Below are 13,560 nucleotides of genomic sequence, written 5' to 3' on the forward strand. Positions count from 1 at the left end.
GGTGTCAAAGCCCGTCAGGAAAGGAAACGCCTCCCTCTCGACGAACTCTCCGAACTTGGACCGGGAGTCCTGAAAGCCGAGCATGAGGAACTCGACCCCCTCGGGGTTGTAGCGAGAGTAGACCTCCTTAAAGACCGGGGCCGACTCGTTAGAGCACGGGCACCACTCGGCCATGAAGGTAAGGACGAGCGGCTTGCCCTTGAGTTCTTCGGCGCTTACGCTCCCGCCCGAGGTGAGTTCGACGGTAAAGGGCGGCGCCGGCTCGCCCACCCTGGCGGTGGGCTCGAACGCAGCGTCAGGCCCACAGCCGGCCGCCGCGAAAAAAACCAGAAGGACCGGTATGAGCCGCCCGTACCTCATAGCTCCTCTTCTACCAGATCCTCTTCTATTAGTTCCTCTCCCAGCAGCTCCTTTTCTATTAGCACCTTTTCTATCTCCTCTGTAAGCGGCCCTTCTTTTACCGCCCCCATGTGTATATAGGTGAACCGGCCCTCCCTGTCCAGGACGAAGGTCTTGGGGACGCCGTAGATCCTGTAGGCGTCCTCCATCTCCCCCCCCTCCCCCTCGCCATCGAGGCCGTTCGGGTAGGTGAGCTTGAACTCCTCCACGAACTCCCTTGCGTCCTCCTCCGAGTCCTGCACCGCCACGCCCACGAACTCGACCCCCTCCTCCCTGTAGGCGAGATAGAGCTTCTCAAGGACCGGCGCCTCGCGCCTGCAGGGGCCGCACCACGAGGCCCAAAAATTCAAGACGACCGGGACCTTCTTCGCCTTAAGGGCATCGAGCGTAATCTCCTCGCCCCCGAAGGTGGTAAGGGTAAAGGGCGGGGCCTCCTCCCCCTCGTTCGGGAGCGACTTCCTTATCTCGCTCTCCTCCTCGCCGCTGTAGGGGTCGCAGCCCGCAAGGGCCGACGTAAAGATTATAGCAAAGCAGACAGCGGCATACCGAAGGGCGCGCGCCGATATATTCGTCAGCTTCATCATCCTCCTCCACCCCCCTCTCCACCCCCCTCCCCCCCCTCCCCTCCCTCGAACGCCGGTATGGGAAGCTCCCAGGAAAAGACCCTGAGCCTCTGCCCCGGCAGGTCCCGCATCTCAAGCTCCATCGTGCCGCCCGGCTCCTCCGTGCCATCCATATCGGCCGGGTCGGCCGAGTCTGTATGGCCCACCTTCTCGAACCTCAATATCCCCTCGCGGTGGTGGTTGTCGCCGGTCTCGTAGGTCACCAGCCAGTCCAGCGGCCTGAGTTCCCCGCCCCCGGGGGTCTTAAGCGTAGCCATCTCCTCCAGGGGAAAGGGGTCGAGCTTATTCTGGTGGGTATTGAAGTAGACGACGAAGACGGTCTTCGTATCTATCTCGTAGCGCTCCCTGTCCGCGCCGCCGCCGCCCGTGAGGTCGAAGTACTCCTCGGGGGTATATATGACGTCCACGTACAGGTCGCTCTCGCCGAAGTCACTCTTCCAGAGGTGGCGCTTCAGGTAGCGCCCTCCCTCGCGGGAGATAACGGTGGGTACGTTGCTCCCGTAGTTCTTCTTCAGGTAGGCCGCTATCAGCTCCACCTCCCGCGTGCCTATGTCCGCGCCGTTATCGGTCCTCATCCTTTGTATGATCGTCTCCCACTCCCGTGCCGTATGGCGGGAGCGCTCCACCGGCTCCGCGCCGTGGCACTTCCCGGTGCAGTTCCACCTGTAAACGGTCTTCACCTCCCGCTCGGTCAACTCCGGCCTGCCCGTGAGCCCGTAGGCCGTGGCGCGCGCGAAGGTCGTGAGGTATTCCGTCTTGGAGAGCGGCGCGGTCTCTACCAGGAAGATGAAGGCGACCCCCGCAACGAACGCAGCCCCGGCCAGAAAAAGCCCAAAGGCGACCAGAAAGACCCTCAAGAGCCGCCCCCCTCCTTCTCCCCCCCCCTCCCCTTTCTATTAACGAGCTTCCTCGCCACGAGGAAGACACCCGCGAAGAGCACAGCCACCCACGCCCCCACCCCGCCCCAGAATATTACCCAGTCCACCGTGTCGAAACCCCGGGTATACTGGTAGAGCTTCCCTTTTATCCTTTTAATGGGCGTTATCCGGCAGGCGTCGCCGTAGCGGTCTATAAAGTCCTGGACTATCTCCTGCTTGGTCTTGCCCGCCCTTATGGCCTCCCCTATCTCCCCCTTCCACTCGAGCCCGCAGCTCATGTTGCAGTCCTCGAGGACGAGCGGGCAGTCGCACGGGCACTCGAGCTCGCGAGCCACCTCCTGGACCGTTACGGCCTCGGCCCGGACCAGACCGGTCGAAAGCAGAACCAGAGGCACTATAAAGGCCGCGGCCTTCAGCTTATCGAACAGCCTGCGCATTCCGTTACTTCTTCTTCCTTAGGATAGCGTACATCAACCCCGCGAGCACGAAGACGCCCGCGCCCGCCGCGGCGTAGATTATCCCGCGAGCGCGCTTCTGGCGATTATAAGGGGCAGCCCTTGCGGCGGGGCCGCCGCCCCCGGCGCCCCCGGCCATCTCCATCTTCATGTCGCCCATGGGGGAGTACTTTATGTCCACCGAGGGCCTGGAATCTTTTTTTACGTATTCGAGCTTCACCTCGAGGGTCTGGCCTCTCTCCATGCCCTCGAACGTCCCACCTAAGTGCGTAAAGCCTTTCTTCTCCGAAGTCGTAAGCCCTTGTGGGCTTATGACGTTGAAACCCTCGGCCCTCAAGGGGATCTGGAGGTCCACCTCGAGGCTTTCTATCAGGTGGTTCGCCTTCACCAGGTGCTCGAAAACCCTCTTCTCGGCGCCATCGGTAAAGGGCTCGGTGTGGAAGCTCAGGTAGAAGTTCGGGTAGGGGAGCTTCATCTTCACCTCGTCCACGTCCCCGGCCGGGCTCTTTTTGTAGAGCTGGCAGAAGTGGGTGCCTTTGGGCGAGAGGCTGCAGACGTCGCTTATAATCGCCCCTTTGGGGATATAGAAGCTCGTCTCCACGGGGAAGGTCCCCTCGTCCTTGAAGCGGCCGTCGTATATGAAGAGCACCCCGGAGGAGTCGTACTCGGGCCATATGGCGACCCTCATCCTCCCTATTTCGAGTTCCCCCTCCCCCCCATAGGCCGGGGCCTGGAGGGAAGTAAGGGAAAACAGGAGAAGTGCCGCCTGTAATATCGTCAAATGCCTCATTATATAGATTCTACTCGATTTTACGGTCACGCACAACCCGGCTACCCACCCGAGACATACGCGGGTCGCACTAAAAAAGGGGGCAGACACCGGTTGTGTCTGCCCCCTCAAACCTTACGGCCATGGAGTGCTCAAAGTTCGGGACGACCACCGGCGCGGTTCACAGGGCCTTGTCTATCAGTTCCTGTATCTTGGCTTTCGGCACCGCTCCCACCAGTTGGTCCACGACCTCGCCGTTTTTAAAGAGTATCAGCGTGGGGATGCCCCTGACCCCGTACTTGCCCGGTGTGCCGGGGTTTTCGTCCACATTCATCTTGGCGATCTTGATCTTGCCCTCGTAGTTACCGGCCATCTCCTCTATTATAGGGGCTATGGCCTTGCACGGGGCGCACCACTCGGCCCAGAAGTCTATAACGGCCGGGACCTCGGATTTCAACACCTCGGTCTCGAAGCTCGAATCCGTAACGTTCACTATGTTTTCCATATTTTTCATATCTTCCGCCATCGGCTCTACTCCTTTTGACTTTATTATGAATAGCCAATATAGAACATGAACGAGGAGTTGTCAAGTCCGCAGTGGCGGGTAGGCGGCTTTTGTCTTGACAGGAGGGGACAATCGGTACAATATATCCGGCATGAAAAACGAAGCGCTTCTGGCTCTCCTCGAGGAGAGCGCGGAAAAACTATCCATAAAGCTCGACTACGACGACCTGAGGAAGGGTGAGGTCAACACCCCCGGCGGCACCTTCCTGCTCCGTGGGGAGAGGCACATCCTCATACACAGGTACCTCTCCGCCGGCGAGAAGGTGGACGTCCTCATCGGGCTCCTCTCGGGCTTCGACACCGAAGGTGTACACCTGCCCCCGGAGGTGCGCGAGAGGCTCGAGGCCGCGAGGGAGAGCAAAAAAGAGGCGGAAAAGGCGGCCCGGGGGCGGGACTGAGCCGCCGCTAAACCCGCGCCAGGCAAGCCCGGGGAAAGGATTTTCCCTCCGCGTAAAAAAAACCCTTGACACAAAATCGGATTATGGGGTATGGTACGAACCGCTTTACTCTATCCTTAAATTTTTTTAATTTAGTTTTTACGCAAAACTGACTACTACTTCATACTTTACTAAGGAAGGCATCTTTGGAAAAAGTGGAAGGTAGAAACAAATATCTGTCCCTTGCCATAACCGCCGGCATTACCTTTATAGCCGCATCCGTCCTGTGGGTAGGCATAAGTGCCGCCGTCCGCTACGTAGACTCCTCCACCGACACCATCGAATACTGCACCTCGTGCCACACCATGAGCTACCCTTACGCGGAGTTCAAGGAATCCGCCCACTACAAGAACCGCTCCGGAGTATCCCCCCGCTGCGTGGACTGCCACATACCGCCGGGCAGCGGCCTCATGGGCAAGCTCCAGCAGATAATGAAGGATAGATTCTCCGGCAACTCGAACGTGAGTGAGGAAGAGTGGGACGAGATGCGGCCGGGACTGGCCGAGGTCGTTCGCACGAAACTCCTCGAAAGCAACAGCGCCACCTGCAAGAAGTGCCACGTAAGGGAGGCCATAGTCTCGAAGAGCGCCCCCGTAATGAGGGCCCATAGGAAGATAGAGACCCAGAATAAGACCTGCATCGACTGCCACTATAACCTTGTCCACGCCGAAGTCCCATGGGGAGACGACGAGGACGATGACGATGATGACGACTAAGCCTTTGCCGGACTTACAAGAACTCGATACTACGGAGAAAGCATGACGGAAGACAACAAAAATCACGGCAAATCGCATGGCCGGGACTACGGTATACAGACCACCAGTGGCCTTGGAGTAGAGGGCAGGAAACGCTACGCCATGGTGATCGACCTGAGGAAGTGCACGGGATGCGGCAGCTGCGTGGTGGCCTGCAAGTCCGAGCACGACGTACCGCTCGGGGTCTGGAGGATGTGGCTCAAGACGGAGGACAAGGGAACCTACCCCGATGTAAAGAGGACCTTCCTCCCGAGACTCTGCAACCACTGTGAGTATCCCATATGCGTAAGGAACTGCCCTACCCAGGCCACCTTCAAGCACGAAGACGGCTTCGTACTCCAGAGGTTCAACAGGTGTATCGGATGCAGGACATGCGTAATAGCCTGCCCTTACAACGCCAGGCATCTTCTTCCCAACCACAGGACGGACGAGAAACAGCCTGTTGGCGTCGTGGACAAGTGCGATTACTGCATCCACAGGGTCAAGAGGGGGCTCGTACCGACGTGCGTCAGCACCTGCGTGGGAGGGGCGTTTACCTTCGGCGACCTGAACGACCCGAAGAGCGAGGTCTCGAAGCTTGTCAAAAAGAACAGCGTAATGACCTTGAAACCGGAAATAGGCACCCATCCCCAGACCTACTATATAGGTCTGGACGAGGGGATTGCCGACCAGGTTGCAAGCTACAGGCATAGAAGCGCACAGATGAAGGAAGAGTACAACACCTTCAAGAAGAACCACGAAGGATTCCACGGGGACCTGACCGAGGGGGGCAGTCATATCGTCGTACAGGTCGTCAGGAACTTCCTGGGATTCTTAAAGGAGATACCGGCAAAGGCCGGTAGAGTACTAGGCTTAGGAGGGTAGAGGAGTGGAGAGAGAAGTTATAGCGAACGCCTTCCATCACGTAACCTGGGGGGTTCCCATATCCATTTATTTCTGGCTCATGGGCGTGAGCGCCGGGGCCCATGTCATCTCCGGCTTCGGCTGGGTCTTCGGACTTAAAAAGTACAAACAGGTGGGGCTCATCGCCACCCTCTGGGCCATAGGCGTGCTTCTGATCGTGCCGGTACTGCTTATCTTCGACCTGGGCAGACCCGAGAGGTTCTTCCATCTGCTTACCCCCGGCTACTGGCACGGCTCCGCACCTATGTCATGGGGGACCATCCTTATTATGCTCTACCCCACCATGATGATAGTATACGGCTACTTCATCTTTAAAAACAACGCAAAGTGGGCCTTTATATTCGGTATCTGCGGTATCATCTCCGCGGGGTCCACCCACTGGTATACGGGAGTGGTTATACAGTTAAACCCGGCCAGGGACATCAACCACACGGCCCTGGCCTCCGTTCTCTTCCTTCTGGGCGCCTTTATCTCGGGCACGGGCTTCCTGATCGTGACGTTCTGGTTCATGAACATCTTCGTGAACCCCATGAGAAGGTTCAGGGACAGGTTCAGGCAGGAAGGATTCGCATACAGGTTCTTGAAGGCAAACAGTATCGGCGACAAGGTAGAGGACTCTCTGGTCGTGGAGATGGGGCAGATCATGGCTATAGGCGTGGGTATAGAACTCCTTATGACCTTCAATGAATTCCTCCAGATGAACTACGGGACCGCGGAGGAACAGGCAAGCCTCTTCGACGTGCTTCTGGGGGTTGCCAGGGTGCCTTACATGGCCCATGTCTTCATAGCCCTTGTGATCCCTTTCTTTATCCTCATTTTTACACCTCTAAAAAGGTCGCCCGGGGTGGTTACCATCTGTTCAGCCATGGTATGTACAGGAATACTGGGAATGCGTGTATGGTGGGTTCTGGGAGGACAGTTCCTCCAGACCTTCTTCTAATTACGGATAGGGGTTAGTCATTATGCCTAAGCTTAACCGCAGAAAATTCTTGAAGCTCGGTGTCTCCGGGGCGGCGGCCGTTGCCCTCGGTCCCGGGGTCATCAAAGCCATGGAGCTTACCCTCGCGGGCGAGTCCTATGATTACATGGTCCTGACCGAGCGGGAGGCCATCCCCTATATAGTCAACGACACTGCGATCAAGAACGCCGCGATAGCCTTCGTAGAGAAGGAGACGGGGAAGCTCGTCCAGGTAGGGGGCGACCCCCACCACCCGGGGACCAGGGGAAAGCTCTCCCCCGAGGAAAACGCGGTCAATATCGGTATCTACGACCAGGACAGGATACTCTATCCCCTTAAGAGGAGCGGCCCGAGGGGAGAGGGCAACTGGGAGAAGATATCCTGGGACGACGCCCTTGATGAGGTCGCGGGGAAGATCGGCGAGACGCTTGAAAACGGGCAGCCCGATGAGATATGCCTCTACTCCGGGGAGCGAGCGCCGGAGGTGGCCTGGCAGCGGTTCATGCACGGCCTCGGCTCGAGTTCCATCCTCCGCGAGAGTACCATGGGCAGCGGCAGCAAGAAGACCGCCATGCGGCACACCTGGGGCGCCGAGATGGAGACCCCGGACTTCGCCAACAGCCAGTACATACTCGACTTCGGCAGCAACCTCTTCGAGACCCTCCATCCTTACGCCCAGCGGGTAACCGAGGCGATGGTCGATAACAAGGCGAAGTTCGTAACCTTCGACGTGAGGATAACCAACACCTCGGGGAGGTCCGACGAATGGGTCCCCATATTCCCCGGGACCGACGGGCTCGTCGCCCTCGCCATGGCCAATGTGATCATGAGCGAGGGGCTTGCGGACACCAAGTTCATAGATATGTGGACCAACTACACCGCCAAGAAGCTCGCGGCGCATCTCAAGGCGTTCACACCCGAGCTCGCGGAAAAAGCCAGCGGTGTGCCGGCCCACACCATAAAGAGGATAGCGGCCGAGTTCGCGACCACAAAACCGGCCACGGTCTTCACACACAACAGCATAAGCAGCCACCTCTACGGGGCCTATCAGGAAAGGGCCTGCATGTTGCTGCCCATAATCACGGGCAACGTGGAGGTAAGGGGCGGCTACTGTCTGCCGAGGGTCGTAACCATACCGGACATGGACCCCACCCCCAAGGCGCCCAAAGGGGCCGATACCACCTCCCCCGTGGAGAGCCCGGACTACCTCCTTCCCTTCCGGCTCAAGGACGGCAGCCGGAAGGTATCCGTGCTCCTGAACCACGGCGCGAACCCGGCCTACTCCTCTCCGGCGGCGAGTGTCTGGAGGGAGACCCTGAAGGACCACGGGCTCGTACCGTTTATAGTCGAGTTCGGCTCCTCCATGACCGAGACCGCGGAGCTGGCCGACATAATATTCCCGGACGCCCACTACCTCGAAAGCAACGACCTCATATCCTCACCCTCGTCGCTCTGGCCCTGGGTGGGTCTGAACAGGCCGGTAATAAAGCCCCGGGGGGAGTCCAGGGACGTCAGGATGGTCTTACGGGAGCTTGCAAGGCGCGCCGACTCCGACGACAAGTACGGCCTTGCCAAGTACTTCGACTTCAAGACCAGCGAGGATTGGATAAAGGGGCAGATCGAGAAGATCCCCGCACTCGTCGAGGCAGGCGGGTACGACAACCTCATGAAGAACGGGGTATGGCCGCGCTATGGGAAGCTGGACCCGAACTCTAAAAGGTTGATGACTGACGATAAAAGACACTTAAAGGCCGAATACGGCCTGCACGAGAAACCCCTCTCCTCCGGGGAGTTGAGCGGGGCGAGGACTAACCCGAAGACCGGCGTTATAACCAAAAACGGCAAGGCCATAGGCATAAAGGTCGGCGGCAGGAGAGTCAGGGGCTTCGACACCCCGAGCAGGAAGCTCCAGATATATGTCGAGGCGTTCAAAAAACACGGTCTCGACCCCCTTCCGACCTGGAAAGAGAGCCCGTTGCACCAGGGGCTCAAAAAGGGCGAAATGGTCCTTACCACCTACAAGGCCGTGGGCCATACGACCGCCGCAGCTGCGAACAACAAGTACCTCGCGGAGTTCATGCACTCGAACCACGCTCTGATAAACAAGCAGACCGCCGCCGGTCTCGGCATACACGACATGGACATGATACGGGTTACGTCGGCGGCGGGCTACATGGTAACAAGGGCACGCGCGACCCAGGGTATCCACCCCGGGGTCGTTGCCATTTCCACCTCCTTCGGGCACCACGGAGGCGGACGCGTGGCCACGGCCCACCGCCACGGCCACGCCCCCATGTGGTCGGGCAAGTTCGAGGACCACGACATAGAGCACAACCTGTGGTGGGAGGATAACGGGGTCCACCCCAACGATATAATACCGCCCGCGCCGGACCCGACTGGAGGAAGCCAGGGATGGGGAGATACGACCGTCACGGTAACCCCGGCTGAGCCCGGGGACCGCTACGGCGACATTGAAGTCGACAACGCAAAGCACTTCGCGCTCTACAAAGAGAGCCTTAAAAGGAGCTGACCGCTTTGGCTAAAGAAGGCAGAAAAACCCATGTGATAGTCGCCCTCGTCACTCTTGTGGCCTCGATCCTCGTCTTCAAGGTAGTCGGCTATACTTCCCACAGGCTGAACACCGACCCCGGGGTCTGCAACATATGCCACGAGAAGATGATAAAGTACTCCTTCGACGACTATAAGGGGAACAGCTTCAGCAGCAGCAAGGTCACGAGCGGGGCGCGCATCGGCTGTGCGGAGTGCCATCCATACCCGTTCAGGGAGTTCCAGAAGTCGACCCACTACAACAACCCTTCCGGGGTGAGGCCGGGCTGTATATCCTGCCACGAACCCCACTCTATGTTCCAACTGATCAGGTTCAAGTTCCTGTACATAAACAGCGGCTCCCAGGGGGACAGTGCCTTCCACAACATCTCGGGCGTTATAATGGATAAGGAGCTGTGGGAGAAGAGACGGATCGAGCTCGCGGGAAAGGTAAGGGAAAAGCTGCTTGCCACCGACAGCGCGAAGTGCAGGGACTGCCACGACCGGGCGCTCCTCAAGCCCACGAGCAAGACTATAGAGCGGGCCCATAAGAAGATGGAGACCCAGAATAAGACCTGCATAGACTGCCACTACGACCTCGTCCATGCCGAGGTCCCATGGGACGATGGTGAGGATGACGACGACGATGATGATGACGAAGACGACGAGGACGAGGATTAGTTGGACAGGGGCTTACGGGCGAGCTATAATAAGGCCGTAATCAAAACGACTATGGACAAAGGAGGACTATACTCATGAAGCGGTTCGTTCTATTACTATCGGTTTTCTTCATGGTGGCTCTCATGCTGCCTCTCGCAGCCAGTGCGGGCGAGCCTGACTGGAACAAGATCGACGAAGAGTACATCGACCTCTTCTACCCCGGCCAGAGCGCTTGGGAGTGGCTCTCTTCCGAGCACAAAGGCAAGAAGTCGATAGCAAGGGGTGATGACAAGTGCATTGAGTGCCACCAGGGTGAAGAGGAGGACAGGGGCAAGAACTTCGTAACGGGCAAGAAGCTTGAGGAGAATCCGCCTCCGGCCGGGACCCCGGGCATGATAACCGCCCTCTTTAAAGGCGCATATGACAGTGAATATATGTACCTCTGGTTCCAGTGGGAGGGCCCGGGCAAGGCCGACAAGGGCAAGATAAACGCCCTGAACTTCATGATAGACGACATGGTCCAGAAGAAGAAGGGCCCGAGGTCCAGGGTAAAGTACTTCGAGGCCTACGGCTGCTGGATCACCTGCCACAAGGACGCCACGAACATGCCGTACGAGCCCGATGCCGCCAAGGTCGGCGCAAACGCCCTGTATAAGGATTCGAAGCAGGTGACGAAGTACCTCCCCGGCACAAGGACCGCCATAGACGCGACCGGGGGCTGGGACAAGCTGAAGCCCGACGCCAAGCTCCAGAAGAGGCTCGGGAAAGGCAAGTTTATCGACCTCTGGAGGTTCGTTGCGGACTCCAAGAACCCCAAGGGCAAGGTCGTGGACGAGAGCGTATTCACCGCCAGGACCGTCGATAAGAGCCAGGACGACCTCTCCGGAAAAGGGGAGTACAAGGACGGGAAGTGGACCGTCGTCTTGAAGAGGAAGCTCAAGAGCGGAGACCCGAAAGAGGACAAGCTGATAGAGCCGGGCAAGACGTACGCGGTCGCCGTCTCCATCCACGTCAACAGCAGCAACCGCAGGCACTATGCCTCGTTTTCGAGGATCCTCGGCTTCGACGACGCGGACGCGGACCTGCTCGTAGGCAAGGCGAAGTAGACCCCTTTTCTAAAGGGTTGACAACGCCCGCGACTGGTGGTAAAAGGGGGGGTCCCCGGCCTCGGGCAGGCCGGGTGTTCCAACCTTTAGAAGGTGTTCATTGCAGTTGAAAATATACCCTGCACTAGAGAAGGGAGGTGACCCAGGGTAACAGAGAAGGATGTATTGGTGGTCTTCTTTCGATTTAATTTACTTCAGCATGGAGGTGAAAGATGAAGGAATTTAAAGGAATCAAAGCCGCAATATTCGTATTCGCGGCGGGTCTCATCATGGCCGCGATGGCTTTAACCCCCAGCGTGGTATTCGCGGACAAGAAGCCCTTCACCTACGGCACCGGGAACCTCATGGTGGTCGTGGAGAGGGAAAACAAGACGGTCCTTATCATAGACGCGACGGACCTCGAGGTTGTGAAGCGGATCAGCCTTCCCAAGATCCACCAGCCGCACGCGCCGGTTTTCTCCCCTGACGGCAGGTACTACTACGTCATGGGCAGGAACGGCTACTACGCCAAGGTCGACCTCCTGGCCCAGAAGATCGTGGCCGAGCAGACCATAGGCAAGGACTCCAGGGGTTCGGCGATAAGCATGAACGGCAAGTACATCTTCGCGGGCAACTACAGGCCGGGTACCGCCGTCATAATGGACTCCAAGACCCTGAAGATACTCAAGACCTTTGAGGGCCCCGAGGGGATAATCAAGGGCGAGATCAAGCCTTCGAGGTGCGCGTCCATAACCGACATCGGCGGCGTAAAGGACCTCATGGCCATCGCCTGGAAGGACGGCGGACAGGTCTGGATCGTTGACATGAAGACCGCGCCCGAGTTCAAGGTAATCAAGAAGTTCCTCGGCGTGGGCGACAAGCTCCACGACGGCTTTGTCTCCGAGGGCGGCAGGTACTTCATGCTGGCGGCCCAGAAGTCCAACCACATGTGGATCCTCGACGCCTACAAGGATGTCGTAAACGACTCCACCGCCTATCAGGGCACGATAGGCACCGACCCGGTCCCGCACCCCGGACCCGGCGCGTGCTGGGGCGAGGTATGCTTCGAGACGAACATAGGCAAGGGAACCGTCACGGCCTTCAATCCTTCGACGATGGAGCACCTGAAGAACATACCGACCTCAGCCGCGGGCAACCCCAAGGCGGCCGGCGGCCTCTTCATAAGGAAGCACCCCGGCGCTCCGCACGTCGTGGCTGACGCCGTCATCGAGGGGCAGAAGACGCACGCCTATGTCTACGTCATCGACGTCGAGACCCTCGAGGTCGTGAAGAAGATAAAGGTCGGGAAGTCCGCGGTACACCCGGAGTTCTCGGCTCGGGGCGCGTACCTCTTCGTGTCCTCATGGGGCGAGGACAAGGTTGTTGTCTACGACGGGCTGACCTACAAGAAGGTCAAGGAAATACCCTCGAAGACCCCGACCTCGGTCATCAACTCCAACAGAGGTAGCGAGCAGGGCCTCTAAGGTGCCGTTGGAACAGCTATAATCGGGGCAGGGTCTCGTAAAGAGACCCTGCCCTTCCACTATGTAGGAACAGAAGGAGGACAATAATGCTAATAGAAGCCAAGAAAACAGCCAGGACCCTGGCATTCCTGACGGCCCTGACGGTCGCCGTTATGTTCGGCTGGCACAGTGCCGCCTCGCTCGTAGGAGACGACACGGCCCAGGCGGCGCCGAGGCTGACGGGAAAGCTGGACAAAAAGACCAACACGAGGACCATAAAGGTCATCTCAGACCAGTGGTTCTTCAAGCCCTCCACATGGAGGGTAAAGGCCGGTGAGAAGGTCGTCCTCAAGATAGACGCGAGGGCGAGCGAGATGCCCATCATCGACACGACCGCCTTGAGCTTCCCGGACTTCAACTGGAGGATGGACGTCAAGACCTTCACCAAGCACACGATCGAGCTCCCGGCCAAGATAACGGCCAAGCCCGGCGAGTACTTCTTCGAGTGCGACATCTTCTGCGGACCGGACCACCCGGACATGAACGGGTTCCTGATAGTCGTAGAGTAATAAGAGGCGTACCGCAAGAATAACGCGGGCCTTCCGCAGTAACAGTAATAGAAAGAGGCAGGAACCGAACGGTCAGCGGACCGAAAGGTTCCTGCCTCTTTTTTTCCCTTTTTTGTGCTATACTGGATTCATTCCCTGAAAGGAGGAAAACGGAGATGAAAGCCCTATTAGAGATGAAACGTACCACATCGGCGCTCCTGCCGGCACTGGCCTGTACGCTGCTCCTAATCGGCTGCGCCGCTCCCGCCACGACCACGGGCGGCGCGGCGGAGAGCGCTCCGGCGGTGGAAAAAAGCGCACCGGCGGTGGAAACGGAAAAAACCGCGCCCGCCGCCAAGAAGAAGGTCCGCCTTACCGGAAGGCTCGACAAGGCGACCAACACGAGGACCATAAAGGTCATATCCGACCAGTGGTTCTTCAAGCCCTCCACATGGAAGGTAAAGGCCGGTGAGAAGGTCGTCCTCAAGATAGACGCGAGGGCGAGCGAGATGCCCA

16 protein-coding genes are annotated in these 13,560 nt (G+C 58.4%); 10 read left to right on the forward strand and 6 right to left on the reverse strand.

The annotated features are described in order from the left end of the window. The 6 genes from V3W31_08230 to trxA form a co-directional block, all read right to left on the reverse strand. Window positions 1–360: TlpA disulfide reductase family protein (locus tag V3W31_08230; GenBank protein MEE9614916.1), on the reverse strand; the 360-nt coding region annotated here is incomplete at its 3' end. Beyond that, complete coding sequence (locus tag V3W31_08235; GenBank protein ID MEE9614917.1) at window positions 357–983, reverse strand: TlpA disulfide reductase family protein; 627 nt, start codon at window positions 981–983, stop codon at window positions 357–359. The genes V3W31_08230 and V3W31_08235, both read right to left, overlap by 4 nt. Beyond that, window positions 980–1,879: a hypothetical protein gene (locus V3W31_08240; GenBank protein ID MEE9614918.1), complete on the reverse strand. Its 900-nt coding sequence runs from the start codon at window positions 1,877–1,879 to the stop codon at window positions 980–982. Before V3W31_08240 ends, V3W31_08235 begins: the two co-directional genes overlap by 4 nt. Continuing rightward, window positions 1,876–2,337 (reverse strand): cytochrome c-type biogenesis protein CcmH, encoded by a 462-nt coding sequence (locus V3W31_08245; GenBank protein ID MEE9614919.1) that lies wholly within the window; start codon window positions 2,335–2,337, stop codon window positions 1,876–1,878. The genes V3W31_08240 and V3W31_08245 overlap by 4 nt, the downstream gene beginning before the upstream one ends. A gap of 4 nt (window positions 2,338–2,341) precedes the next feature. Continuing rightward, entirely contained in the window at window positions 2,342–3,136 is a 795-nt protein-coding gene (locus tag V3W31_08250) for a hypothetical protein (GenBank protein ID MEE9614920.1), read from the reverse strand. Between the two features lie 169 nt (window positions 3,137–3,305). Further along, window positions 3,306–3,650 carry a thioredoxin TrxA gene (trxA, locus tag V3W31_08255; GenBank protein ID MEE9614921.1) on the reverse strand — a complete coding sequence of 115 codons (345 nt, stop codon included), beginning with the start codon at window positions 3,648–3,650 and terminating at the stop codon, window positions 3,306–3,308. A 130-nt stretch (window positions 3,651–3,780) separates the two neighbouring features. On the opposite strand from trxA, the gene V3W31_08260 reads away from it, so the two are divergent. From V3W31_08260 to V3W31_08305, 10 genes are all read left to right on the forward strand, one after another. Beyond that, window positions 3,781–4,086 (forward strand): hypothetical protein, encoded by a 306-nt coding sequence (locus V3W31_08260; protein ID MEE9614922.1) that lies wholly within the window; start codon window positions 3,781–3,783, stop codon window positions 4,084–4,086. A 194-nt stretch (window positions 4,087–4,280) separates the two neighbouring features. Then, window positions 4,281–4,841: a NapC/NirT family cytochrome c gene (locus V3W31_08265; GenBank protein ID MEE9614923.1), complete on the forward strand. Its 561-nt coding sequence runs from the start codon at window positions 4,281–4,283 to the stop codon at window positions 4,839–4,841. Window positions 4,842–4,883: 42 nt separating this feature from the next. After that, window positions 4,884–5,744 (forward strand): 4Fe-4S dicluster domain-containing protein, encoded by an 861-nt coding sequence (locus V3W31_08270; protein MEE9614924.1) that lies wholly within the window; start codon window positions 4,884–4,886, stop codon window positions 5,742–5,744. Between the two features lie 4 nt (window positions 5,745–5,748). Next, complete coding sequence (gene nrfD, locus V3W31_08275) at window positions 5,749–6,723, forward strand: NrfD/PsrC family molybdoenzyme membrane anchor subunit (GenBank protein ID MEE9614925.1); 975 nt, start codon at window positions 5,749–5,751, stop codon at window positions 6,721–6,723. Window positions 6,724–6,745: 22 nt separating this feature from the next. After that, window positions 6,746–9,271 (forward strand): molybdopterin-dependent oxidoreductase, encoded by a 2,526-nt coding sequence (locus tag V3W31_08280; protein ID MEE9614926.1) that lies wholly within the window; start codon window positions 6,746–6,748, stop codon window positions 9,269–9,271. Between the two features lie 5 nt (window positions 9,272–9,276). Next, window positions 9,277–9,969: a NapC/NirT family cytochrome c gene (locus tag V3W31_08285; GenBank protein MEE9614927.1), complete on the forward strand. Its 693-nt coding sequence runs from the start codon at window positions 9,277–9,279 to the stop codon at window positions 9,967–9,969. A gap of 74 nt (window positions 9,970–10,043) precedes the next feature. Beyond that, the gene (locus V3W31_08290; GenBank protein MEE9614928.1) at window positions 10,044–11,054 is read left to right on the forward strand and encodes an ethylbenzene dehydrogenase-related protein; all 1,011 of its coding nucleotides are present in this window, start codon (window positions 10,044–10,046) and stop codon (window positions 11,052–11,054) included. Window positions 11,055–11,266: 212 nt separating this feature from the next. Further along, window positions 11,267–12,517, forward strand: coding sequence for a cytochrome D1 domain-containing protein (locus tag V3W31_08295; GenBank protein MEE9614929.1), 1,251 nt, complete (start codon window positions 11,267–11,269; stop codon window positions 12,515–12,517). 86 nt (window positions 12,518–12,603) lie between these two features. Then, the gene (locus V3W31_08300; GenBank protein MEE9614930.1) at window positions 12,604–13,065 is read left to right on the forward strand and encodes a cupredoxin domain-containing protein; all 462 of its coding nucleotides are present in this window, start codon (window positions 12,604–12,606) and stop codon (window positions 13,063–13,065) included. A gap of 155 nt (window positions 13,066–13,220) precedes the next feature. Beyond that, window positions 13,221–13,560: hypothetical protein (locus V3W31_08305; protein ID MEE9614931.1), on the forward strand; the 340-nt coding region annotated here is incomplete at its 3' end.

The organism is Thermodesulfobacteriota bacterium (assembly GCA_036482575.1).
Taxonomy (GTDB): Bacteria; Desulfobacterota; GWC2-55-46; order GWC2-55-46; family JAUVFY01; genus JAZGJJ01.